20 protein-coding genes are annotated in these 22,119 nt (G+C 66.6%); 9 read left to right on the top strand and 11 right to left on the bottom strand.

Annotation, left to right across the window (positions count from 1 at the left end; translation table 11 throughout):
- Positions 1–35: 35 nt before the first annotated feature.
- From ACGLHR_RS35825 to ACGLHR_RS35815, 3 genes are all read right to left on the bottom strand, one after another.
- A complete protein-coding gene (locus tag ACGLHR_RS35825) occupies positions 36–791 on the bottom strand; it encodes a slipin family protein (protein WP_267603947.1) in 756 nt (251 codons plus the stop codon).
- A gap of 2 nt (positions 792–793) precedes the next feature.
- On the bottom strand, positions 794–2,224 hold the full coding sequence (locus tag ACGLHR_RS35820) for a nodulation protein NfeD (RefSeq protein ID WP_400099891.1): 1,431 nt from the start codon (positions 2,222–2,224) through the stop codon (positions 794–796).
- A gap of 109 nt (positions 2,225–2,333) precedes the next feature.
- The gene (locus ACGLHR_RS35815; RefSeq protein WP_400099880.1) at positions 2,334–3,212 is read right to left on the bottom strand and encodes a LysR family transcriptional regulator; all 879 of its coding nucleotides are present in this window, start codon (positions 3,210–3,212) and stop codon (positions 2,334–2,336) included.
- A 144-nt stretch (positions 3,213–3,356) separates the two neighbouring features.
- Between ACGLHR_RS35815 and ACGLHR_RS35810 the strand changes: the two genes are divergently transcribed.
- The 6 genes from ACGLHR_RS35810 to ACGLHR_RS35785 all read left to right on the top strand — a co-directional run bounded on the left by ACGLHR_RS35810 (position 3,357) and on the right by ACGLHR_RS35785 (position 7,858).
- Positions 3,357–4,568, top strand: a complete 1,212-nt coding sequence (locus tag ACGLHR_RS35810) for a YbfB/YjiJ family MFS transporter (protein ID WP_400099878.1) — start codon at positions 3,357–3,359, stop codon at positions 4,566–4,568.
- Between the two features lie 130 nt (positions 4,569–4,698).
- The gene (locus tag ACGLHR_RS35805) at positions 4,699–5,472 is read left to right on the top strand and encodes a class II aldolase/adducin family protein (protein WP_400099876.1); all 774 of its coding nucleotides are present in this window, start codon (positions 4,699–4,701) and stop codon (positions 5,470–5,472) included.
- Positions 5,453–5,758, top strand: a complete 306-nt coding sequence (locus ACGLHR_RS35800; RefSeq protein ID WP_400099875.1) for a 4-oxalocrotonate tautomerase — start codon at positions 5,453–5,455, stop codon at positions 5,756–5,758. Before ACGLHR_RS35805 ends, ACGLHR_RS35800 begins: the two co-directional genes overlap by 20 nt.
- A 111-nt stretch (positions 5,759–5,869) precedes the next feature.
- Entirely contained in the window at positions 5,870–6,901 is a 1,032-nt protein-coding gene (locus ACGLHR_RS35795) for a low specificity L-threonine aldolase (RefSeq protein WP_318232029.1), read from the top strand.
- 58 nt (positions 6,902–6,959) lie between these two features.
- On the top strand, positions 6,960–7,547 hold the full coding sequence (locus ACGLHR_RS35790; protein WP_318232028.1) for an NUDIX hydrolase: 588 nt from the start codon (positions 6,960–6,962) through the stop codon (positions 7,545–7,547).
- Positions 7,548–7,630: 83 nt separating this feature from the next.
- Entirely contained in the window at positions 7,631–7,858 is a 228-nt protein-coding gene (locus ACGLHR_RS35785; RefSeq protein WP_043348346.1) for a sulfurtransferase TusA family protein, read from the top strand.
- Between the two features lie 447 nt (positions 7,859–8,305).
- Here ACGLHR_RS35785 and galU read toward each other — a convergent pair whose 3' ends face one another.
- Both galU and ACGLHR_RS35775 read right to left on the bottom strand, forming a co-directional pair.
- Positions 8,306–9,184: a UTP--glucose-1-phosphate uridylyltransferase GalU gene (gene galU / locus ACGLHR_RS35780; protein WP_400099872.1), complete on the bottom strand. Its 879-nt coding sequence runs from the start codon at positions 9,182–9,184 to the stop codon at positions 8,306–8,308.
- A 53-nt stretch (positions 9,185–9,237) separates the two neighbouring features.
- Complete coding sequence (locus ACGLHR_RS35775; RefSeq protein WP_400099870.1) at positions 9,238–12,105, bottom strand: valine--tRNA ligase; 2,868 nt, start codon at positions 12,103–12,105, stop codon at positions 9,238–9,240.
- 310 nt (positions 12,106–12,415) lie between these two features.
- Here ACGLHR_RS35775 and ACGLHR_RS35770 point away from each other — a divergent pair, with 310 nt between their 5' ends.
- On the top strand, positions 12,416–14,785 hold the full coding sequence (locus tag ACGLHR_RS35770) for a UvrD-helicase domain-containing protein (protein WP_267603940.1): 2,370 nt from the start codon (positions 12,416–12,418) through the stop codon (positions 14,783–14,785).
- A gap of 32 nt (positions 14,786–14,817) precedes the next feature.
- Here the strand turns inward: ACGLHR_RS35770 and ACGLHR_RS35765 are convergent, their stop codons facing one another.
- Together ACGLHR_RS35765 and ACGLHR_RS35760 are read right to left on the bottom strand one after the other, a co-directional pair.
- Positions 14,818–15,795, bottom strand: coding sequence for a tripartite tricarboxylate transporter substrate binding protein (locus ACGLHR_RS35765; protein WP_318232024.1), 978 nt, complete (start codon positions 15,793–15,795; stop codon positions 14,818–14,820).
- Between the two features lie 72 nt (positions 15,796–15,867).
- Positions 15,868–16,635, bottom strand: a complete 768-nt coding sequence (locus ACGLHR_RS35760) for a GntR family transcriptional regulator (RefSeq protein WP_267603938.1) — start codon at positions 16,633–16,635, stop codon at positions 15,868–15,870.
- Between the two features lie 146 nt (positions 16,636–16,781).
- Between ACGLHR_RS35760 and ACGLHR_RS35755 the strand changes: the two genes are divergently transcribed.
- Entirely contained in the window at positions 16,782–17,591 is an 810-nt protein-coding gene (locus ACGLHR_RS35755; RefSeq protein ID WP_400099868.1) for an amidohydrolase family protein, read from the top strand.
- A 42-nt stretch (positions 17,592–17,633) separates the two neighbouring features.
- Here the strand turns inward: ACGLHR_RS35755 and ACGLHR_RS35750 are convergent, their stop codons facing one another.
- From ACGLHR_RS35750 to ACGLHR_RS35735, 4 genes are all read right to left on the bottom strand, one after another.
- On the bottom strand, positions 17,634–18,434 hold the full coding sequence (locus tag ACGLHR_RS35750; protein WP_400099866.1) for a BPSS1780 family membrane protein: 801 nt from the start codon (positions 18,432–18,434) through the stop codon (positions 17,634–17,636).
- Between the two features lie 5 nt (positions 18,435–18,439).
- Complete coding sequence (locus tag ACGLHR_RS35745; RefSeq protein WP_318232020.1) at positions 18,440–19,423, bottom strand: homoserine kinase; 984 nt, start codon at positions 19,421–19,423, stop codon at positions 18,440–18,442.
- Between the two features lie 197 nt (positions 19,424–19,620).
- Positions 19,621–20,046: a hypothetical protein gene (locus tag ACGLHR_RS35740; protein WP_318232019.1), complete on the bottom strand. Its 426-nt coding sequence runs from the start codon at positions 20,044–20,046 to the stop codon at positions 19,621–19,623.
- Positions 20,047–20,247: 201 nt separating this feature from the next.
- Complete coding sequence (locus ACGLHR_RS35735; RefSeq protein WP_318232018.1) at positions 20,248–21,186, bottom strand: TIGR00730 family Rossman fold protein; 939 nt, start codon at positions 21,184–21,186, stop codon at positions 20,248–20,250.
- A gap of 4 nt (positions 21,187–21,190) precedes the next feature.
- Here ACGLHR_RS35735 and ACGLHR_RS35730 point away from each other — a divergent pair.
- Positions 21,191–22,119, top strand: a 929-nt coding sequence (locus ACGLHR_RS35730; protein WP_400099863.1) for a 5'-3' exonuclease H3TH domain-containing protein, incomplete at its 3' end; no start/stop codon positions are given.

Below are 22,119 nucleotides of genomic sequence, written 5' to 3'. Positions count from 1 at the left end.
ATCAAGAAAGGCGCTTCGGCGCCTTTTTTCTACGTCTACTGCCGGCTGAGCTTCCCGATCAGCGTCAGGATATCGATCGGCAGCGGAAACACGATGGTCGAGCTCTTGTCCCCGGCAATCTGCGTCAGCGTCTGCAGATAACGCAGTTGCATCGCCTGCGGCTCCCTTGCCAGCATCTGCGCGGCTTCCAGCAGCTTCACCGATGCCTGCAACTCGCCCTCGGCATGGATCACCTTGGCGCGCCGCTCGCGCTCGGCTTCGGCCTGGCGCGCGATGGCGCGGATCATGGTTTCGTTGAGGTCGACGTGCTTGATCTCCACGTTGGAGACCTTGATGCCCCAGCTATCGGTCTGGGCATCGAGCGCTTTCTGGATGTCGATATTGAGTTGCTCGCGCTCGGCCAGCATCTCGTCGAGCTCATGCTTGCCCAGCACCGAGCGCAACGTGGTCTGCGCCAGCTGGCTGGTGGCCTCGAGGAAGTTCGCCACCTGGATGATGGCGCGCTCCGGGTCGATCACGCGGAAATACACCACCGCATTCACCTTCACCGACACGTTGTCGCGCGAGATCACGTCCTGGGGCGGCACGTCCATCACCACCGTGCGCAAGTCCACGCGCACCATCTGCTGCACCGCCGGGATCAGGATCACCAGCCCCGGCCCTTTCACCTTCCAGAAGCGTCCTAGCATGAACACCACGCCGCGCTCATATTCGCGCAGCACGCGGATGGAGGAAACGATGAGCAGGGCAATGATGAAGACCAGACCGCCTGCGCTGAATCCAAATGCCATGATCATGCTCCTTGGGTGGATGGGGGAATCGGGCCGGCTGTCGTTCCAGACGCGTGGAGGGCGCGCACTTCGAGCAGCAGCCCATTGCGCCCGATGACCAGCACCGGTTCGCCGCGCGCCAGCGGCCGCGCGCTATGTACCCGCCAGCGCTCGCCGCGCACCTCGGCCCAGCCGTCTTCCTGGAGATCGTCCAGGATCACGCCAGGCGTGCCGATCATCGCGTCGCCGCCGTTGATCGCGGGCATGCGCCGCGCGCGCCAGAGCAGCGACCAGACGGCGAACAGGAACACCGCGCTGGCCAGCGCCAGGCTGCCGATCAGCCATAGCGGAATGCCGAAGCCGGGCACATTCGTATCGATCAGCATCACCGCCCCGAAGATAAAGGCGATGATGCCGCCCACGCCCAGCGCGCCAAAGGTGGGCAGGTATAGCTCCGCCACCATGCAGCCGATGCCCAGTGCGATCAGCCCCAGGCCCGCGTAGCTGACGGGCAGCATATGCAGCGCAAACAGCGCGAGCAGCAGGCAGATCGCGCCCCCAATGCCAGGCACCACCATGCCCGGCGTGGAGAACTCGAAGATCAGGCCGTAGATGCCGGCCATCATCAGGATCAGGGCCACGCTGGGATCGGTGATGACCTCCAGGAAGCTGTCGCGCCAGTCCGGCTCCAGCATCTGCACCGGCGCCTGCGCCGTGCGCAGCACGCGGTCCACGCCGGCGGCCTGGATGTGCTTGCCGTCCACGGCGCGCAGCAGTGCGGGCAGGTCGGGCGCGATCAGGTCCGCGACCTTCTGCGCGACCGCCTCGCTGGCCGACAGGCTGACCGCCTCGCGCACCGCGCGTTCGCCCCACTCGGCATTGCGCCCGCGCAATTGCGCCAGGCCGCGGATATAGGCCGAGGCGTCGTGCATCTGCTTGCGCTCCATGGTGTCCTGCGGCGGCGCGCCGGCAGGGGCCGAGGCCGGGGTCGCCTCCGGCTTCTGCGGCCCGCCGATGCCGATCTGCACCGGGCTGGCGGCGCCCAGGTTGGTGCCGGGCGCCATCGCGGCGATATGGCTCGCGTAGAGGATGTAGGTGCCGGCGCTGGCCGCGCGGGCGCCACCCGGATAGACATAGCCCGCCACCGGTACCGGTGAGGCCAGGATGCCCTGGATGATCTCGCGCATCGACAGGTCCAGCCCGCCCGGGGTGTCCATTTCCAGCACGATCAGCTGCGCGCCGGCATCGCGCGCGCGGGCCATGCCACGCTCGATAAAGCTGGCGCTGGCCGGGCCGATCGCGCCTTTGAGCGGAATGACGAAGACGGGGGGGATGGCGCCGGCGGCCGTGGGCGCGCTCGCCTGCGCATTGGCGGGCGTGGCGGGGACCAGCGGTGTCGCCACCAAGGCAACGAGGGCCAGCCAGAAGGCCGTGGCAAGCCATCGCGGGAGCATCGGGACATGCTTCATGACATTGACGCCGGCACATGGAGTGCAAACGCGGCGCCACTTCCAGTGTAGGCGACCGGGCACATCTTGCTGGCGCGGCGCCAGCCGATGGGACTCAGGCCGCCGCTGCCAGCCCGGACGGGGCCACCCTGAATGTGTCGGCCAATGCGCCCAGCGCGGTGTTGGCCATGGCCGGATGCCAGGCCAGCAGCGTGGTGACCTGGCCCGCCGGACCGAGGTCATGGAGGCTGATCTTGGGCAGGTCGCGGTACAACCCAAGTACCGAGCGCGGCACAATCGCCACGCCGATGCCGGCTGCCGCGCAGGCAATGATGGCGTGATACGAGCCCAGCTCCAGCACCCGGCGCGGCGGGCTGCCGTTGGCGCCAAACCAGGCTTCGAGCCGACCGCGGTAATTGCATCCGGACTCGAACGACAGCATGGTGCGGGTTTCCAGGTCGGCCGCACTGTGGATGGGGGCATGGCGCTCGCGCGCGATCAGCACCAGCTCTTCCTCGAACGCCGGCAGCGACGCCAGCGCCGGGTCGTCCAGCGGCTGCGCCACGAAGGCGCAGTCCACCTCGAAGCGCGCCAGCCCCTGCAAAGCCTGGCGCGTGGGGCAGGTCACCAGCTCTAGCTGTACGTCCGGCCACGCCTGGTGATAGGCGGCCAGCACGGTGGGCAAGCGGCTGGCCGCCGTGCTCTCCATCGATGCGATGCGCAGGCGGCCTTGCGGCCTGGCCGGCAGCACGGCCTGGCGGGCTTCCTCGGCCAGGTCCAGCACGCGCCGGGCGTAGTCGAACAAGGTCTGGCCGGCCGGAGTCAGCACCATGCGCTTGCCGTCACGCAGGAACAGCTCGACGCCGAGCGAGGCCTCCAGCTGGCGGATGCGGGTGGTGACGTTGGACTGCACGCGGTGCAGCCGGGTGGCGGCGCGGGTGATGCCGCCTTCCTCCACCACGGAGCGGAAGATTTCCAGGGAAGCCAGGTCCATTGCGGTCCCCTTGCAGGGTGTGATGATGAAGTGACGGCGAACGGGTGGCGAAGTGATGACAAACAAACAATCATCTCGGGAAAAGATGATTGAGTTCTCAATTATTCATTTTTCGGTTCGCGGATCCGAGCGTAGCATGCGCCTATGAAATCCACATCCACACTGTCGTCCCGCGACGCCGCCGCGCCGGCGCAGGCACAGCCCGGCGTCTGGGCCGTGACCCTGGCGGGGCTGGTGGCGCTGGGCGTGGCGATGGGCGTTGGCCGCTTCGCCTTTACGCCGCTGCTGCCCATGATGCTGCACGACGGCAGCGTCACGCTGGGCGAGGGCGGCTGGCTGGCCACGCTGAACTACCTGGGCTACTTCGCCGGCGCCGCGGCCTGCCTGTTCATCCGGCCCGACCCGGCGCGCATGGTCCGGATTGGCATGGTGGCCACCGTCGTGCTGACGCTTGGCATGGCCGCGCCCGGCGGCATGGCGGCCTGGGGCCTCGCGCGCGCGGCGGCCGGCGTGGCCAGCGCGATGGTCATGGTCTACGGCTCGGCCTGGTGCATGCACCGGCTGGCCGAACTGGGCCGGGCGCCGCTGGGCGGCGTGATCTTTTGCGGGCCGGGCATCGGCATCGTCGTCACGGGTGTTTCCGTCTTTGCCATGGTGAGCGCCGGCTGGCGGGCCAGCTGGGGCTGGCTGGCCTTCGGCGCGCTGGCAGTGCTGCTGGTCGGCGCGGTCTGGCATGTCTTCACGCCCGCGCCGCGCGGCGCGCACGCTGCCGACCCGGCCGCGCCGGTGCAAGCGGCGCCGCGGCTGAGCCGCGAGACCTGGCTGCTGACGTTTGCCTACGGCCTGGCGGGATTCGGCTACATCATCACCGCCACCTTCCTGCCGGTGATCGCGCGCCAAGCCATGCCGGGCTCGCTGTGGGCCGACCTGTTCTGGCCCATCTTCGGCGTGGGGGTGACCATTGGCGCCTTCGTCGCCTCGCACGTCAGTACGGAGCGCGACAGTCGCCGCCTGCTGGCCTTTACCTATGTGATGCAGGCAATTGGCGTGGCCATCGCGGTGGTCTGGCCAACGGTGGCGGGGTTCGCGCTCAGCAGCATGCTGGCCGGATTGCCGTTCAATGCCCTGGTGTCGTTCGCCATGCGCGAGGCGCGGCGGCTGTGGGGTGCGCAGGCGCAGCGCCTGATGGGCCTGATGACCGCCAGCTACGGCCTCGGCCAGATCGTCGGGCCGCCTCTGGCCACGGCGCTGGTGGCGCGCACCGGCGGCTTTGCCGCCTCGCTTGGCTGCGCGGTGGCGGCCCTGTTGCTGGGTGGCGCGATCTTCGCCTGGATGAGCCGGCAACAACGCGGATAACCCGGCCCTTCCACGGCACGCGGGCACGTCCTGACGCCGCTCCTGCCTTGCGCTACAGTATCGCCTTTGCCGCCCCCGGCGCCGGTAGGCTGAACCGGCGCGCGAGACACGCGCGGCGCAGGAGCCGAACATGTCCTTTGCCTTGCAGCCCGCCCGTGCCGCGGGCCCCATTCTCCCCGTCACGCAAGCCGAGTCGCGCATGCGCCTCGACCTGGCGGCGGCTTACCGCCTGTGCGCCTTGCAGGGTTGGGACGACCTTATCTACACGCATATCTCGGCCGCCGTGCCGGATGAGCCCGATCACTTCCTGATCAACCCGTTCGGCTTTGCCTTCGACGAGATCCGCGCCAGCGACCTGGTCAAGATCAATGGCCGCGGCGAGGTGGTGGGCGACAGCACGCATGCGGTCAACGTCACCGGCTTCGCGCTGCATGGCGCGGTGCATGCCGCACGCCCCGATGCGGTGTGCGTGATGCACCTGCACAACAGCGCCGGCGTGTCGGTATCGGCCCAGGCCTGCGGCCTGCTGGCGCTCTCGCAGCACGCCTTGCGCTTCTATGGCCGGCTGGCCTATCACGACTACGAAGGCCTGGCGTTCACGCCTGCCGAGGGCGCGCGGCTAACCGCGTCGCTCGGCCAGCATCCCGCCATGCTGCTGCGCAACCATGGCACGCTGACCGTGGGCCGGACCGTGGCCGAGGCCTACGTGCTGATGGCGACGCTCATCAAGGCCTGCGAGATCCAGCTTGGCGCGCAGGCTGGTGGACAAGTCGTGCAGCCGCCGCACGCGCTGGCGCAGCGGGCTTCCGAGCAGCTTGACGACGGCGGCGCCGTCGAGGGCGAACTGGAATGGCCGTCGCTGTTGCGCAAACTCGATAGAATCGATGCTTCGTACCGCGATTGACCTTAACGGCTGCTGGCAGATCCATCCACGCATCGCCAGGGCAATCCGCCACGGACAACAACAAACCAAAACGACAACAGGAAACAGGAAACAAGCCATGCCGACTTACCACGTAGAACTCTTCGAAGGCCGCACCATCGAGCAAAAGCGCAAGCTGGTCGAGGAAGTCACCCGCGTCACCTGCGAGACGCTCGGCTGCTCGGCCTCGGCCGTGGATATCATCATCACCGACATCAAGCGCGAGAACTGGTCCACCGGCGGCCAGCTGTGGGCTGACAAGAAGTAAGCCACACGCAGCTACGCAGCAGACAGCCTCAGACCAAAACCCGCCACGGGCCAAAGGCCACAAGCCCCGACGCCCACGGCACGCGCCTCGCCACTCGCCACGGATCTCCCGATGCAGCATTTCGCCTCCGACAACTACGCCGGCTTCTGTCCAGAATCGCTCAAGTATTTCCTCGAAGCCAACGGCAGCGGTCACGAGCAGGCCTATGGCGACGATTCGTGGACGCAAAAAGTCTGCGACCGGATCCGCGACCTGTTCCAGACCGATTGCGAGGTGTTCTTCGTCTTCAACGGCACCGCGGCGAACTCGCTGGCGCTGTCCGCGCTGTGCCAGTCCTACCATTCGGTGATCTGCCATGAACTGGCGCATATCGAGACCGACGAGTGCGGCGGCCCGGAGTTTTTCTCCAACGGCTCCAAGCTGCTGACCGCGCCGGGCGCCAACGGCAAGCTCACGCCCGATGCGGTGGAAGCGCTGGTGACGCGCCGCTCGGACATCCACTATCCCAAGCCCAAGGTGGTGTCGCTGACGCAGTCGACCGAGGTCGGCACCGTGTACACGGTGGAAGAGGTGCGTGCCATTGCTGCCATCGCCAAGCGCCGCCAGTTGCGGGTGCATATGGACGGCGCGCGCTTTGCCAATGCGGTGGCGTCACTCGGCGTGCATCCGTCGGAGATCACCTGGCGCGCGGGGGTGGACGTGCTGTGCTTTGGCGGCACCAAGAACGGCCTGCCGGTAGGCGAGGCGGTGGTGTTTTTCGACCGCAAGCTGGCCGAGGACTTTGCGTACCGCGTCAAGCAGGCCGGGCAACTGGCTTCCAAGATGCGCTTTATCTCGGCGCCCTGGCTGGGCCTGCTCGAGAACGATGTGTGGCTCGGCAACGCCCGCCATGCAAATGCCATGGCGCAGCTGCTGCACCAGCGCATCGCCAGCATCCCCGGCGTGCGCATCATGTTTCCGACCGAGTCCAACGCCGTCTTTGCCGAGCTGCCGTTGCCGGCCATCGAGGCGCTGCGTGCCAAGGGCTGGCGCTTCTATACCTTTATCGGTGCCGGTGGCTGCCGCTTCATGTGCTCGTGGGACCTGCATCCGGAAACCGTCGAGGCGCTGGCTGCGGATATGCGCGTGGCCTGCGGCGCGTGAACGGCGCCGCGCTTATAAAATGACAACATAACAAGACTACAAAGACAGGAGCTCCCGCATGGCCGTCTACCGATATTGTCCGCAATGTGGTTCGCCGCTGGAATTGCTGCCGCATTCCGGCCGCGAGCGCGATGCTTGCATCCAGCCAGAGTGCGGCTTTGTCCACTGGAACAACCCGCTGCCCGTGCTGGCCGCGGTGGTGGAATATGAAGGCAAGCTGCTGCTGGCGCGCAACGCCGCGTGGCCGGAAAAAATGTTCGCGCTGGTGACCGGCTTCATGGAGCGCGACGAGACGCCGGAGCAGGGCGTGGCGCGGGAGCTGAAGGAAGAAACCAACCTGGACGCGCACTCGGTATCGCTGATCGGCGTGTACGAGTTCATGCGCAAGAACGAGCTGATCATCGCCTACCATGTGCAGGCGAGCGGCACGATCGCGTTGTCGGAAGAACTGGTCGACTACAAGCTGGTGGCGCCCGAGGACATGCGCATCTGGTCGGCGGGCACGGGCTTTGCGGTGGCGGACTGGCTTGCCTCGCGTGGCCATCCGGTGCGCTTCTTCGATCGCCAGACCGGCGAGGACATCCCCGACCCGCGCCGGCGCGATGGCCTGGGGCAACCGGGCATTTCGCTACAATACCGGCCATAGTCATCAGTCATGGATGCGACAGCGGCAGGCATGGTCCCAACGGCCATGGCGGCCCTGCGCGCCCAGAACCAAGGAAGAGAGGAATGGAGTTCCAGAAAGAAGTGGATGCGCGCGGCCTGAACTGCCCGCTGCCGATCCTGCGTACCAAGAAGGCGCTGGCCGACATGCCCAGCGGCGACGTTCTCAAGATTCTCGCCACCGATCCCGGCGCCACGCGGGATTTCCAGGCGTTTGCCAAGCAGACCGGCAACGAGCTGTTGTCGCACCAGGAAGTGGACAAGGTGTTCGTGTTCTATATGCGCCGGCGTTAAAGCCAGCGCCAGTACTGTGGGGGTCGCCCCGCCAATGAAAAAAGCCGCGTTCGTTGGCACTCGAATGCCGGCTTGTTCGCCATCGGTGCTGCTTCACTGCAAATTCAACTGCTTAACGTCAAAAGCTTAAAGTCAAAGGCAGTTTCACCTCCCCTGCGGGGAGGCGACCTACTTTCTTGTCTCGCCAAGAAAGTAGGCAAAGAAGGCGACCCGGATGCGGCGAGGCGCCGCATAGCGGGAGATGCAAACCTTCACGGCTCGCTTCGCATCGCGCACGGGTGATTTCCGCCTGGGGGCGCAAATCACGGCTACACCGAGTGATGCTTTGACTCTATCGCCGGTTTGCTCCCCTCTCCCGCTTGCGGGAGAGGGGAGCGCGACAACGTAGATCCACTTTTGTTAGCAAGCTGAAGCCGCGTTTGCGCGGCTTTTTTGTGCTTCAGTCCTTCAGATGCTGTCGGTGCGCGTGCGCAGGTAGGTGCCGAATTCGTCCATCACCTCCGGGTGCTTGAGCGCAAACTCCACGGTGGCCTTCAGGTAGCCCAGCTTGCTGCCGCAGTCGTAGCGCACGCCCTTGTAGCGGTAGGCCAGCACCTGCTCCTGGCTGAGCAGGGACTGGATCGCATCGGTGAGCTGGAACTCGCCGCCCGCGCCCGGCTTGAGGTTGCGGATATGGTCGAAGATGCGCGGGGTCAGGATGTAGCGGCCAACCACGCCCAGGTTGGACGGTGCGTCCTCAGGTGCGGGCTTCTCGACAATGTCCGACACCTTGATCACGCCTTCCTCCCACTCGCGGCCATCCACCACGCCGTAGGAGCGGCTTTGCTCCGGCGCGATCTCTTCCACGCCCAGCACCGAGCAGTTGTAGTGGCCGTACAGGTCCACCATCTGCTTCATGACCGGCGGCTCGCCATCCACCAAGTCATCGGCCAGCATTACGGCGAACGGCGCGTCGCCCACCAGCTTTTCCGCGCACAGCACGGCGTGGCCGAGGCCGAGCGCCTCGGGCTGGCGCACATAGAAGCACTCCACATGCGACGGCTTGATCGAACGCACCAGGGAGAGCAGATCCTGCTTGTTCTTGGCTTCGAGTTCCGCCTCGAGTTCGTAGGCCTTGTCGAAGTGATCCTCGATGGCCCGCTTGGAGCGGCCGGTCACGAAGATCATCTCGGTGATGCCGGCAGCCATGGCTTCTTCCACGGCGTACTGGATCAGGGGTTTGTCGACCACCGGCAGCATTTCCTTCGGGCTTGCCTTGGTAGCCGGCAAAAAACGAGTGCCGAGACCGGCTACCGGGAAGACAGCCTTGGTGACGCGGGTTTCCATATCAGGTTTTCCTTATCATTGCGGTGTACAAAACCCTGCTGGTGATGCAAAGCTCATGCCGGCATTCGCTGTAGTTGATCCTGCAGCTTGACCAGGGTCTGTTCGAAGTCCGACAGACGCTGGGTTTCTTGCGCGACAACAGCGGGGGGGGCCTTGGCGACGAAGCTCTCGTTGGAGAGCTTGCCGCGGCATTTCCCGATTTCGGCGCTGATGCGCTCTACTTCCTTGGACAGGCGCACGCGTTCCGCGGCCACGTCGATTTCGATCTTGAGCAACAGGTGGTTGCCGTCGACGATGGCCACCGGCGCGCCGGCACCTTCAGCCATCAGGGTATTCTGATCTTCGAACACCTTGACCTCGGAAAGTTTCGCCAGCGCCTGCACGTAGGCCTGGGCCGACGTCAGGAACGCGCTGTCGCCTTCGGCGTACAGCGGGATGCGCTGGGCCGGCGAGATGTTCATTTCCCCGCGCAGGTTGCGGCAGGCATCGACCACGGCCTTGAGCTGCGCGGTCCATTGCTCGGCGGCCTCGTCGATCTTGGCCATGGCGGGCAGCGGGTAGGCCTGCAGTGCCAGCGTCTCGCTGCCGTCGCCCTTGGCGCGGCCGGCCAGCGGCGCTACCTTCTGCCACAGCTCTTCGGTGATGAAGGGGATGATCGGGTGGGCCAGGCGCAGTACCGTTTCCAGCACACGCAACAGCGTGCGGCGGGTGGCGCGCTGCTGCGCGGGCGTGCCGTTCTGGATCTGGACCTTGGCCAGCTCCAGGTACCAGTCGCAGTATTCGTCCCAGACGAACTTGTAGATGGCGCTGGCGATATTGTCGAAGCGGTACTCGGCAAAGCCTTTCTCCACCTCGGCCTCCACGCGCTGTAGCAGCGACACGATCCAGCGGTCCGGCTGCGAGAAATGCAGGTAGCCGTCGGGGCCGCAGTCATTGGTGCACGGGCCCATGCCGCAATCGTGCCCTTCGGTGTTCATCAGGACGAAGCGCGTGGCGTTCCACAGCTTGTTGCAGAAGTTGCGATAGCCTTCGCAGCGGCCGGTGTCGAAGTTGATATTGCGGCCCAGCGTGGCCAGCGAGGCGAAGGTGAAGCGCAGCGCATCCGCACCAAACGCGGGAATGCCCTCGGGGAATTCCTTCTTCGTCTTCTTCTCGATCTTGGGCGCGTCCTTGGGGCGGCGCAGGCCGGTGGTGCGTTTCTTGAGCAGGGTGTCGAGGTCGATGCCGTCGATCAGGTCGACCGGGTCCAGGGTGTTGCCCTCGGACTTGCTCATCTTCTTGCCTTCCGAATCCCGCACCAGGCCGTGCACATACACGGTGTGGAACGGCACCTTTCCGGTGAAATGCTTGGTCATCATGACCATGCGTGCCACCCAGAAGAAAATGATGTCGTAACCGGTAACAAGTGCAGACGACGGCAGAAAATGTTGCAACTCCGGCGTCTCGGCTGGCCAGCCCAGCGACGAGAACGGCACCAGCGCCGACGAGAACCAGGTGTCGAGCACGTCGTCCTCGCGGCGCAGCGGCCCGGTGCTGCCGGCCGCGCGCGCCTGGGCCTGGGCCTCTTCCTCGGTGCGGGCGACAAAGCACTTGCCGGCCTCGTCGTACCAGGCCGGGATCTGGTGGCCCCACCACAGCTGGCGCGAGATGCACCAGTCCTGGATGTTCTCCAGCCACTGGTTGTAGGTGCTGTTCCAGTTATCGGGGATCAGCTTGATCTCGCCGCTCTGCACGGCATCCAGCGCCACTTCGGCGATCGAGCGGCCCGGGTGGAACGTGCCTTCCGGCGCCGGCTTGCTCATGGCGACGAACCACTGGTCGGTCAGCATCGGCTCGATGGCGCTGCCGGTGCGCTCGCTGCGCGGCGTCATCAGCTTGTGCTTCTTGACCTCGGCCAGCAGGCCCTGCGCTTCGAGATCCGCCACGATGCGCGTGCGCGCCTCGAAGCGGTCCAGGCCGGCATAGGCCGCGGGCGCGTCGGCGACGATCTTGGCGTCGAGCGTCAGGATGGACAGCTGCGGCAGCTTGTGGCGCTGGCCAACCGCATAGTCGTTGAAATCGTGGGCCGGCGTGACCTTGACCACGCCCGTGCCGAATTCGCGGTCGACGTAGTCGTCGGCGATCACCGGGATATCGCGGCCGGTGAGCGGCAGGCGCACAGACTTGCCGATCAGGTGCGCATAGCGCTCGTCCTCCGGGTGCACCATCACGGCCACGTCGCCCAGCATGGTCTCGGGGCGGGTGGTGGCCACCGTCAGGTGGGTCAGGCCGTGCACGGTATCGGCCTCGGCCAGCGGATAGCGGATGTGCCACATCGAGCCTTCTTCCTCGACGTTGTCCACTTCCAGGTCGGACACTGCGGTGCCGAGCACCGGGTCCCAGTTCACCAGGCGCTTGCCGCGGTAGATCAGGCCCTGCTCAAACAGGCGCACGAAGACCTCGGTGACCGCCTTGGACATCTCCGGCGACATCGTGAAGTACTCATGGCTCCAGTCGATCGAGGCGCCCATGCGACGGATCTGGCGCGTGATGGTCGAGCCGGACTCCTCCTTCCAGGCCCACACCTTCTCGGTGAACTTCTCGCGGCCGAGCTCATGGCGCGACACGCCCTGCGTTTCCAGCTGGCGCTCCACCACGATCTGGGTGGCGATGCCGGCGTGGTCGGTGCCCGGCACCCACAGGGTGTTGGCGCCGCTCATGCGGGCGTGGCGGGCCAGGCCGTCCATGATGGTCTGGTTGAAGGCATGGCCCATGTGCAGCGTGCCGGTCACATTGGGCGGGGGCAGCTGGATGCAGAAGTCCGGACGGTCCGGGTCGAGGGTCGGCTTCGCGATGCCGCGCTTCTCCCACTCGGGGCCCCACTTGGCCTCAATGGCGGCGGGTTCGAAGCTCTTGGCAAGGGACTGGTCTTGGGCGGTCATGCTCGGATGTCGATGATTACGTCGGATTCTGCGGGCCAGGCGGGCAGGGGCAACGCGCCGGGAAAACGTCAAATTATAGGGGAGGCGGGTGGAGGGTGCGCGATTTCGGCCCGCAGCCGGCGTCGCGGCGTCATTTTGCCGGCGCTTTGCCCTGCCTGAAAGTGCGCGGCTTACCTCTCGCGAGGGGATCCGCCTTTGTTTTGTGGCTTTTCCAATCCGTCGCCGGACGATCCCCGCGTCCGCTAGCACGGGCCGCACGGGCACGAGGGGCGCCCCGGTATAATTCGGGGCACTCCACAAGGCCTCCCCGATGTCCGACCTGCTTGCCAATCTCAATGCTGAACAACTAGCCGCCGTCACTTTGCCTGACGAGCCGGCGCTGATCCTGGCTGGCGCGGGCAGCGGCAAGACGCGCGTGCTGACCACCCGCATCGCGTGGCTGATTCAGAACGGCCGGGTGTCGCCCGCCGGCCTGCTGGCGGTGACCTTTACCAACAAGGCCGCCAAGGAGATGATGACGCGGCTGACGTCGATGCTGCCGATCAACACGCGCGGCATGTGGATCGGCACCTTCCACGGGCTGTGCAACCGCCTGCTGCGCGCGCATTACCGCGACGCCGGCCTGCCGCAGACCTTCGCCATCCTCGACAGCCAGGACCAGCTCTCCGCGCTCAAGCGCCTGCTCAAGTCGCTTAATGTCGACGACGAGAAGTACCCGGCCAAGAACCTCCAGTACTTCATCAACAACGCCAAGGAGCAAGGCCTGCGCCCGGCCGACGTGGAGGCCAACGACGACTTCAACCGCCGCTTCGTCGACCTCTACGCCGCCTACGACGTGCAGTGCCAGCGCGAAGGCGTGGTCGATTTCGCCGAGTTGCTGCTGCGCTGCTACGAGCTGCTGCGCTACAACGACGCGATCCGCCAGCACTACCAGCACCGTTTTCGCCATGTGCTGGTGGACGAGTTCCAGGACACCAACGTGCTGCAGTACCAGTGGCTCAAGATGCTGGCTGGCTTCGGCACGCAGAATCCCGCCGCGGTGTTCGCGGTGGGCGACGACGACCAGAGCATCTACGCGTTCCGCGGCGCCAATGTCGGCAACATGCGCGACTTCGAGCACGAATTCCGCGTGCGCCACATGATCAAGCTGGAGCAGAACTACCGCTCCCATGGCCACATCCTGGATTCGGCCAACCACCTGATCGCGCACAATTCACGCCGCCTGGGCAAGAACCTGCGCACCGATGCCGGCCACGGCGAGCCGGTGCGGGTGTACCAGGCCGGCACCGACGGCCAGGAAGCCGGCTGGATCGTCGAGGAAATCCGCGACCTGATCGCGCAGGGCATGAGCCGCTCGGAAATCGCCATCCTCTACCGCAGCAATGCGCAGTCGCGGGTGATCGAGCACGCGCTGTTCTCGGCGAGCATTTCCTATCGCGTGTACGGCGGCCTGCGCTTTTTCGAGCGTGCCGAAGTCAAGCACGCGCTGGCCTACCTGCAGTTGCTGGAAAACCCGCGCAACGACGCCGCCTTCGGTCGCGTGGTGAATTTTCCAACGCGCGGCATTGGCGCGCGCTCGCTGGAATCCCTGCAGGATGCGGCGCGCCAGTACAACTGCTCACTGGCCGAAGCCGTGGCCTTCGTGCCCGGCAAGGCCGGCAGCACGCTGGGCGCCTTTGTGCGGCTGATCGAGCAGATGCGCGCCGAGACGCGCCGCATGACGCTGCCGGAAACGGTCGAGTACGTGACCAACACCAGCGGCCTGATCACGCACTATCGCGCTGAAAAAGAAGGCCAGGACCGCATCGAGAACTTGCAGGAACTGGTGACGGCCGCGCAGGCGTTCGTGATGGAAGAAGGATTTGGCCTGGACGCGCTGGCCAGCGCGATTCCCGTCGGGCGCGATGGCGCGCAGCCGCTGCCCGCGCTGGCCGAGGGCGACCAGGCCCAGCAGGTACTGGACCCCGAGGCGCTGCCGGCGGTGATGACCCCGCTGGTGGCCTTCCTCACCCATGCGTCGCTGGAAGCCGGCGACAACCAGGCGCAGGCCGGCCAGGACGCCGTGCAGATGATGACGGTGCACGCGGCCAAGGGGCTGGAGTTCAACGCGGTCTTCATCACCGGGCTGGAAGAAGGGCTGTTCCCACACGAGAACAGCGCCACCGAAGCCGACGGGCTGGAGGAAGAACGCCGCCTGATGTACGTGGCGATCACGCGTGCGCGCGAGCGGCTCTATCTCTCGTTTGCGCAAAGCCGCGTGTTGCACGGGCAGATGCGCTACCACGTGCGCTCGCGCTTTTTCGAGGAGCTGCCGGAGGAATCGCTCAAGTGGCTGATGCCGCCTGCGCAGGCCTATGGCGGTGGCGGTGGTGGTTCGCAGCGCCGCCAGCAGAACGAGGGCGGCTGGGGCCGCGACTGGTTCAAGCGGCCTGAGGACGTCCCCTACTCGGGCACCCAGCCCACCGGCGGCATGGACACCGGCAACGGCTACGCCGACGCCAAGCGCCAGGCCGGCGCGGGCTTGCGCATCGGCCAGAGCGTGTTCCACAACAAGTTTGGCGAAGGCGTGATCGCCGGGCTGGAAGGCGAGGGCGAGGCCGCCCGCGCCAACATCAAGTTCAAGCGCCACGGCGCCAAATGGCTGATGCTGTCGGTCGCCAAGCTGGACCCGATCGACTGATCGGATGATCGGCTAAGCAACCAGGGAGGCGGCTAGTCCAGCTGGATGTTGCCTTCCTTGATCACCTTGGCCCATTCGGTGGTCTGGGCCTGGATGAACCTGGCCGCTTCGGCCGGCGTGCCGGCCACGATCTCCCCGCCCAGGCTGGTCACGCGCTCGCGGTTCTCCGGCAGGTTGATGACTTTGCGGATCGCATCCGACAGGCGCTTGACGATCTCCGGCGGCGTGCCCGCGGGCAAGAACACGCCATTCCACTCGTAGACCTCATAGTGCGGCACGCCTGCCTCGGCCAGCGTCGGCGTGTCCGGCAGGATGGCCGTGCGCTTGGCGCCGGTCACGCCGAGCACGCGCAGCTTGCCGGCGCGCACATGCTGCAGGCCGGAGGCCGTATTGGCAAAGAACACCGGCACCTGCCCCGCAATCACGTCGGCCATGGCCGGGCCGCCGCCTTTATACGGCACATGCAGCAGGTCCAGCTTCATGCGCTGCGCGAACAGCGCGCCCGCCAGGTGCTGGGCCGAGCCGTTGCCGGACGACGCATAGGCGATGCTGCCCGGCTTGGCGCGAGCCATCGCGATCAGCTCCTGCGTGGTCTTGGCCGGGAACCGCGGGTTCACCACCAGCATATTGGGATAGAGCGCCAGCACCGAGACCGGGACGAAGGACTTGACCGGGTCGTAGGGCAGCCGCTTGTAGAGCGAGGGATTGGCGGCAAACGAGGCGGCATCGAGCAGTACCGTATAGCCGTCCGGCGCCGACTTGGCGACCAGGTCCGTGCCAATCTGGCCGCCCGCGCCGGGCCGGTTGTCCACCACGATGGTCTGGCCCAGTTCCTGGCCCAGGCGCGGCGAGATCATGCGGGCCATGGTGTCGGCGCCGCCGCCGGGCGCGTAGGTGACCACTAGCCGGATGGGCTTGGCGGCGGGCCAGGCCTGGGCATGCGCAAGGCCACTGGTGCCAGCGGCGAGCCAGCACAGGGCGCTGGCGCAAAGACGGATCGGGAATCGCATGGGTCTCCTCGGGATGTGCAGGTCTGGGTGCTGCGCCGGCCCGCACTTCGCGGCGGCGCGCTCTTGCGCGGTTCAGCGAACCTCGGCGCGATAGTGGAAATCGTCGGCATTGCCCAGCGTCTGGCGGAACTCCACGCGCCGGCCCGCGAGGTCGAATGCCACGCGGCTGACCGCCAGCGCGGGATGGCCCTCCGGCAAGCTGAGCTGGGCGGCCTCGCGTGCGCCCAGCCGGGTGAAGCGCAAGTCGTCGACGGCGCGGCCGACGGTGACGCCGCAACGCTCGGCATACATCGGGTAGAGCAGGGGCGCGAACTCGGCCGGCTTGAGCGTGGCCAGCGCGCTGAACAGCGCCGCCGGCAGCCAGATGGTCTCGAGCAGGCGGACCTGGCCTTCCCAGCCGCGCTGGCGCAGTACGCGCAGCACCGGCGTGCCCGCCGCCAGCCCCAGTTGCACCGCCACATCCGCCGGCGCGGCCAGCGTGCGCAGCGACACGATGCGCGACTCGGGGATCTCCGAGCCGGCATCCCCGAAGCGGAAAAACCGCGCCATGGTGGCGCCGGTGAGCGCGCCGCGCACAAAGGTGCCGCGGCCATGCACGCGTTCCAGCAGGCCTTCGTCCACGAGTGCCTGGATGGCAGCGCGCATGGTGCCCAGCGCCACGCCGTAGTGCTCGGCCAGCGCGCTCTCGGCCGCAATGGCGGTGCCGGAGGCCCATTCGCCGGCCAGGATGCGGCCTTTGAGCGCGGTCGCGATGCGGGCCCAGCGTGGCGCCGCCAGGCTGGCTGGCGAGGCGTCGAGGCCGGCGCCCGTCGGGTCGGGCAGGGCGGAACGGTCGGGCATTCGTGTCCTTCGTGCGTGCCCCGGCGGCTGAGCATTGCCGAGGGCTCTAGTCATCTATAGGACTAGAGCATAGAATGGAGGGCACTGGTGTCAACCGCCGGGCGCCTGGCCGGCACAAAGTGGCCGGCGCTACCATTCATGGCGGCATGCGCCGTTCCTTGGGCCAGAACATGTTCCAGATCGATACCCATTTCCACGTGTTTTCCGCAGATGCCCCCGCCGTGGGCGGGGCGCGCTACCGGCCCGCCTACGGCGCCAGCCTGGCGCAGTGGCAAGCCATCTCCGGGGCGCATGGCGTGCGCGCGGGCGTGGTGGTGCAGCCGAGTTTTTTCGGCAGCGACAACAGCGAGCTGGAGGCGGCGCTGGCGGCTTCGCCCTCGCTGCGAGGCGTTTGCGTTGTTGGCCCGGAGGCATCCGTTGGCGAGCTGGCGCGGCTGCATGGCTTGGGCGTGCGCGGGCTGCGGTGGAACATGGTGGGGCGACACAACGACGCGTCATGGCGCGACGCGCGCTGGCCTGCGTTGCTGGAGGCGGCCCACGCGCTGGGCTGGCACCTGGAGCTGCATACCGACCCGGGCCGGCTGTCTGAGCTGCAGGCCTGGCTGCCGCCGGTGCCGATTGCGCTGGTGCTGGATCATTTCGGCAAGCCCGCGTCCGGGGTGCAGGCAGACGCGCCGATGCTGGCTTGCGCCGCGCACTGGCGCGGGCAGAGGGAGGTCTACGTCAAGCTGAGCGCGCCGTATCGCGTGGCGGCGGACCTGGCAGGCGTGGTGGCCGGCTGGTACCACTGCCTGGGCGAGCAAGGCTTGCTGTGGGGATCGGACTGGCCGTGGACCAATCACGAGGCCGAGGCCGGCTATGCCGGCCTGCAGCGCAAGGTGTGGGAGTGGCTGGGGCCGCTGTGCGAGGCGCCGGACCGCAACGCGGCCCGGCTGTTCGGCCTGCCGGCCGTGTGACGGGGGCCGGCTGCGCCCGGGCCAGGGCCAGCCGTCAGGTCTTCAGGCTGCCAGGTCCGTCTTGCCGGCGGCTTCTTCCGGTACCACATTGAAGCAGCCGCGGTAGGTGGCGTAGAACGAGCAATACATGATCGCCAGCATCAGCAGGGAGTACGGTGTGACCAGGAAGGACAGCACCGCCTCAGCCCCCAATGCGCCGAACAGCGCCTCGAGGAAAAAAGGTACCGCCACCAGCAAGACCGCGAACACCACGCCATAGGCCAGGAACGCGCCACGGTTGCGCCAGCACGCGGTCCAGCTGAAGAACAGCGCCTTGACCGGCGGCACGTTGTGCCACGCGGTGAGCAACGGCGCAAACCAGAACAGCATGGCGATGGGCGTGTACAGCGCTGCGCCGATCATCAGCGCGAAGTACAGCTGCCGCACGGAATCCGCCGACGGTGCTTCTTCCTTGAGCAGGATAGGCACCAGCGTGCTGATGTCCACCAGGCTGCCAGCGATCAGGCTCAGCACGAAGACCAGGCCGGCGTAGATGCCGCCCAGCACCAGCAGGTTGCGGCTGGCTTGCTTGCCGTTGCCGCGGAATCCCGCCAATAACACAGTGGGCAGCACGCGTTTGTTCAGGATCACCTCGCGGCAGGCGGTCATGATGCCGACCGACAGGCCCGGGGTGACCACCAGCAGCGCGATGATGCCGATCAACGGCACGAACACGGCCAGTTGCGCGGCGATCAAGTAGACAAACAACAGCATCAGGAAGGCGAGCGGGTTCTTGCGGAACAGCCAGACACCCTGGCGGAACCAGACATAACCTTCCTTGGCGGAGACTTCCAGTAATTGCATGACGGTCAGGTCCAGGGCAGCGCGGCGGCTTCGATGCGCCGGCGCAGGATGCGTTCAAAGTGGGTCGGGTCATGCGGTTGCAGCATGTCGGCCTCGCGTGGCAGGTAGAAGTCCCACAGGCGGGAAATCCAGAAGCGCAGTGCGCCGGCGCGCAGCATGTCGCGCCAGTGTTGCGCCTCGATGGGGCCCAGCGGCCTCACGGCATGATAAGCCCGCAGCAGAGCCTGGGCGCGCTCGGCGTCGAGCGTGCCGCTGGCCAGGTCGATGCACCAGTCGTTGACGGTGACGGCCAGGTCGAACAGCCACTTGTCGTTGCCGGCGAAGTAGAAATCGAAGAAGCCCCCCAGCTTGTCCTGCCCGGCCGGGCCATCCTCGAACAGCGCGTTGTCGCGGAACAGGTCGCAATGGCAAGGGCCGCCGGGCAGCGCCGCGTAACCCGCGCCGCCGAAGAACGCGGTCTGGTGGGCCAGTTCCTCGCGCAGCAACGCTTGCTGGCCGGCATCCAGGAACGGCAGGATCTCGCCTTCCGTCTGCTGCCACCACGGCAGGCTGCGCAGGTTCGGCTGCTGGCGCGGATAGCTCTGGCCGGCAAGGTGCATGCGGGCGAGCATGTCGCCCACTTGCGCGCAATGCCCCACGCCTGGCGCCAGCTGCGAGCCGCCCGGCAGCCGCGTGACGATGGTCGCCGGCTTGCCCTTGAGGGCACGCAGGATCTCGCCGTCGCGGCCCGGGACAGGCGCTGGCACGCAGATGTCGTGCGCGGCCAGGTGGGCCATCAGGTGCAGGTAATACGGCAGCTGTTCGAACGTCAGGCGCTCGAAGATGGTCAGCACGTATTCGCGCGTGACGCCGTCCTGCTCCATGGTCAGGAAGAAGTTACTGTTCTCGATGCCCGAGGCAATGCCGCGCAAGTCGCGCATTTCGCCCAGGTTGTAATCAAGGAGCCAACTGGCGATCTCGTCCGGCGAGACCGTGGTGAATACGGCCATACTCTTTGTGTGAATCGAAACGGATGGCGGCGGGCGCAAGCAGAGCTTGGCTTTCGCGGCATGGATGCCGGAAGCGCCGCGCGGCCCCGCCGTGATCTTCTGGCGGGGTCGTGGGAAATCAGGAAACAGCAAGCAGAAAACAGAAAGCGAAAATCGGGACGCCGGACCCGGGACGTCAAGCCCCGGATTGCCGGCACTCAGAATTGCAACACTTTGACCGACGGCACGCGGTTTGTGTCGTGGTCCCGGATCTTCGGCGAGCTGTCTTCCGGCTTGCTCATCTGGTACTTGGTGCCCATGCCGGACTTGACCTCAATATCGGTGGCCTGGCCCTTGTTCTTATATTCCCGGACCTGGGTGCCATCCCGCTCATTGAGCTGGAAGCTCGGTTCGCGCGGCTGGTTCAGCTGGGTCTTGGCGGGCGTGGTGATCGGCCGGTCGTTGATCTGGTTCAGCTCTTGCTGGGTCAGGGCGCCGCCTGCCTGTTCGGTGCTCGGCTGCGCCATTACCGCGGCGGGGGCGCAAAGCGCCAGCAAGGCTGCAAAACCGAGCGCGCGGGCGGCGGCCCGGAACGGCTCCGGCGCTGCCGCGCGTGCGGTGGCCAGGAGTGAGGGGGAGGTCATCGAAGGCTCCTGTGCAGTGCAGCAGGCCAGGGGCATGCTGCGCCACAAATGGCGCTGCAGCCCGGCGACGCCAGGCTTTCGCAGTGTGTCAGGGTTCCATTCTAGCAATTCCTGCCCGCACCGGGCCCCTCGCGGTGACCCGGCGGGCACCTTTGCGGGACGGGCGGCGGGCCCGGAAGGAAGCCGCATGGCCGACCCGGGTCAGAGGTAGAACATCTCTTCCTTGGGCGGCATCGGGTTGTCGCCGCCACGCTGCTCGTAGTACTCATATACCGCTTCGAGCACTTCGTGCGGCTCATCCACGATCTTCATCAGGTCGAGGTCGTGCTCGGCGATCAGGCCCATCGGCAGCAGCGTGAAGCGGAACCAGTCGAGCAGGCCCTTCCAGAAGCGGCTGCCGAACAGCACCACCGGGACGGCGCGGGACTTGCCGGTCTGCACCAGCGTCAGCACCTCGGCCAGTTCATCCAGCGTGCCGAAACCGCCCGGCATCACGATAAAGGCGTCCGAATTCTTGACGAAGGTGACCTTGCGCGTGAAGAAGTGGCGAAAGCGCATGGCGATGTCCTGGTAGGGATTGCCTTGCTGCTCGTGCGGAAGCTCGATGTTCAGGCCGACGCTGGCAGACTTGCCCGCGTGGGCGCCCTTGTTGGCCGCCTCCATGATGCCCGGGCCGCCGCCCGAGATCACCGCGAAGCCCGCGTCGGAGAACAGGCGGGCGATCTCGATGGTGCGCTGGTAGTAAGGCGAATCCTCGCGCAAGCGCGCGCTGCCGTAGATCGAGACCGCCGGGCGGATCTCGGAAAGGTACTCGGTCGCCTCGATGAACTCTGCCATAATCGTGAACATTTGCCACGAAGCGCGCGCTTTTTTTGCAGTCGCGCGGTCTTCGTCGGCCAGCGCACGCAGGCTGGGAATCATCTTGCGTGGGTTGGCGCGGATGCCGGCGGCGGGGGAAGTATCTCCCGGGCCATCGGCAGCGGCGCTGACCGTCACGTTCACGTCCATATCGGCCGCGGTGGTAATACTGCCTTGCGCGGCCTGCTTGAGGGCCGCCGCCGGGTTATCGGCGCCGGCTGCGTCGGAAGGGGGGGCGGCGTTCGCACCGCCTGCGGCGGCACCAGTCAATTTTGAGTCCATGTGAATGTCGGATAGTCCAAAAACACTCTTGCTCGTCGATGGATCGAGCTATCTGTATCGTGCGTATCACGCTCTGCCGGACCTGAGGAACGGTGAGGGCCTGCCCACAGGGGCAATCTACGGCATGATCAATATGCTGCGCAAGCTGCGCAGCGATTTCCCGGCAGAGTATAGCGCCTGCGTGTTCGACGCCAAGGGTAAGACCTTCCGCGACGACCTCTATCCGGCCTACAAGGAGCATCGCCCGTCGATGCCCGAGGACCTGGCCAAGCAGATCGAGCCGATCCACGAAGCCGTGCGCGCGCTGGGCTGGCCCATCGTGGTGGTGCAAGGCGTGGAGGCGGACGACGTGATCGGCACGCTCGCGCGCCAGGCCACCGCCGAAGGCATGCGCACGGTGGTCTCCACCGGCGACAAGGACCTGGCTCAACTGGTCGACGACCATGTCACGCTGGTCAACACCATGAGCGGCGAAGTCCTCGACCCGCCCGGCGTGGTCGCCAAGTTTGGCGTGCCACCGGATCGCATCGTCGACTATCTCTCGCTGATCGGCGACGCCGTGGACAACGTGCCCGGGGTGCCCAAGGTGGGCCCGAAGACCGCGGTCAAATGGCTGACCGAGTACGGCACGCTCGACGATGTCATGGCCAGCGCCCCCGGCATCAAGGGCGTGGTGGGCGAGAACCTGCGCAATACGCTGGAGTGGCTGCCCAAGGCGCGCGAGCTGGTGACGGTCAAGACCGATTGCGACCTGACGAGCTCGCTGGCCGACTTCCACCAGCTCAAGGGTGGGAGCGAGGACAAGGACAAGCTGATCGACTTCTTCGCGCGCTATGGCTTCAAGACCTGGCTGCGCGAGGCCACCGGCGAAAGCCTGCCCAACCCGCGCGCCCAGGCGCGCGCCAGCGCTGCTGCGCCTGCCGCGGCCGGCAC

The sequence above is a fragment of the Cupriavidus sp. CuC1 genome, from assembly GCF_044627735.1.
Classification (GTDB): domain Bacteria; phylum Pseudomonadota; class Gammaproteobacteria; order Burkholderiales; family Burkholderiaceae; genus Cupriavidus; species Cupriavidus ulmosensis.
Note: the sequence above shows the minus strand (reverse complement) of the source record. Positions and strands in the feature narration are given on the sequence as shown.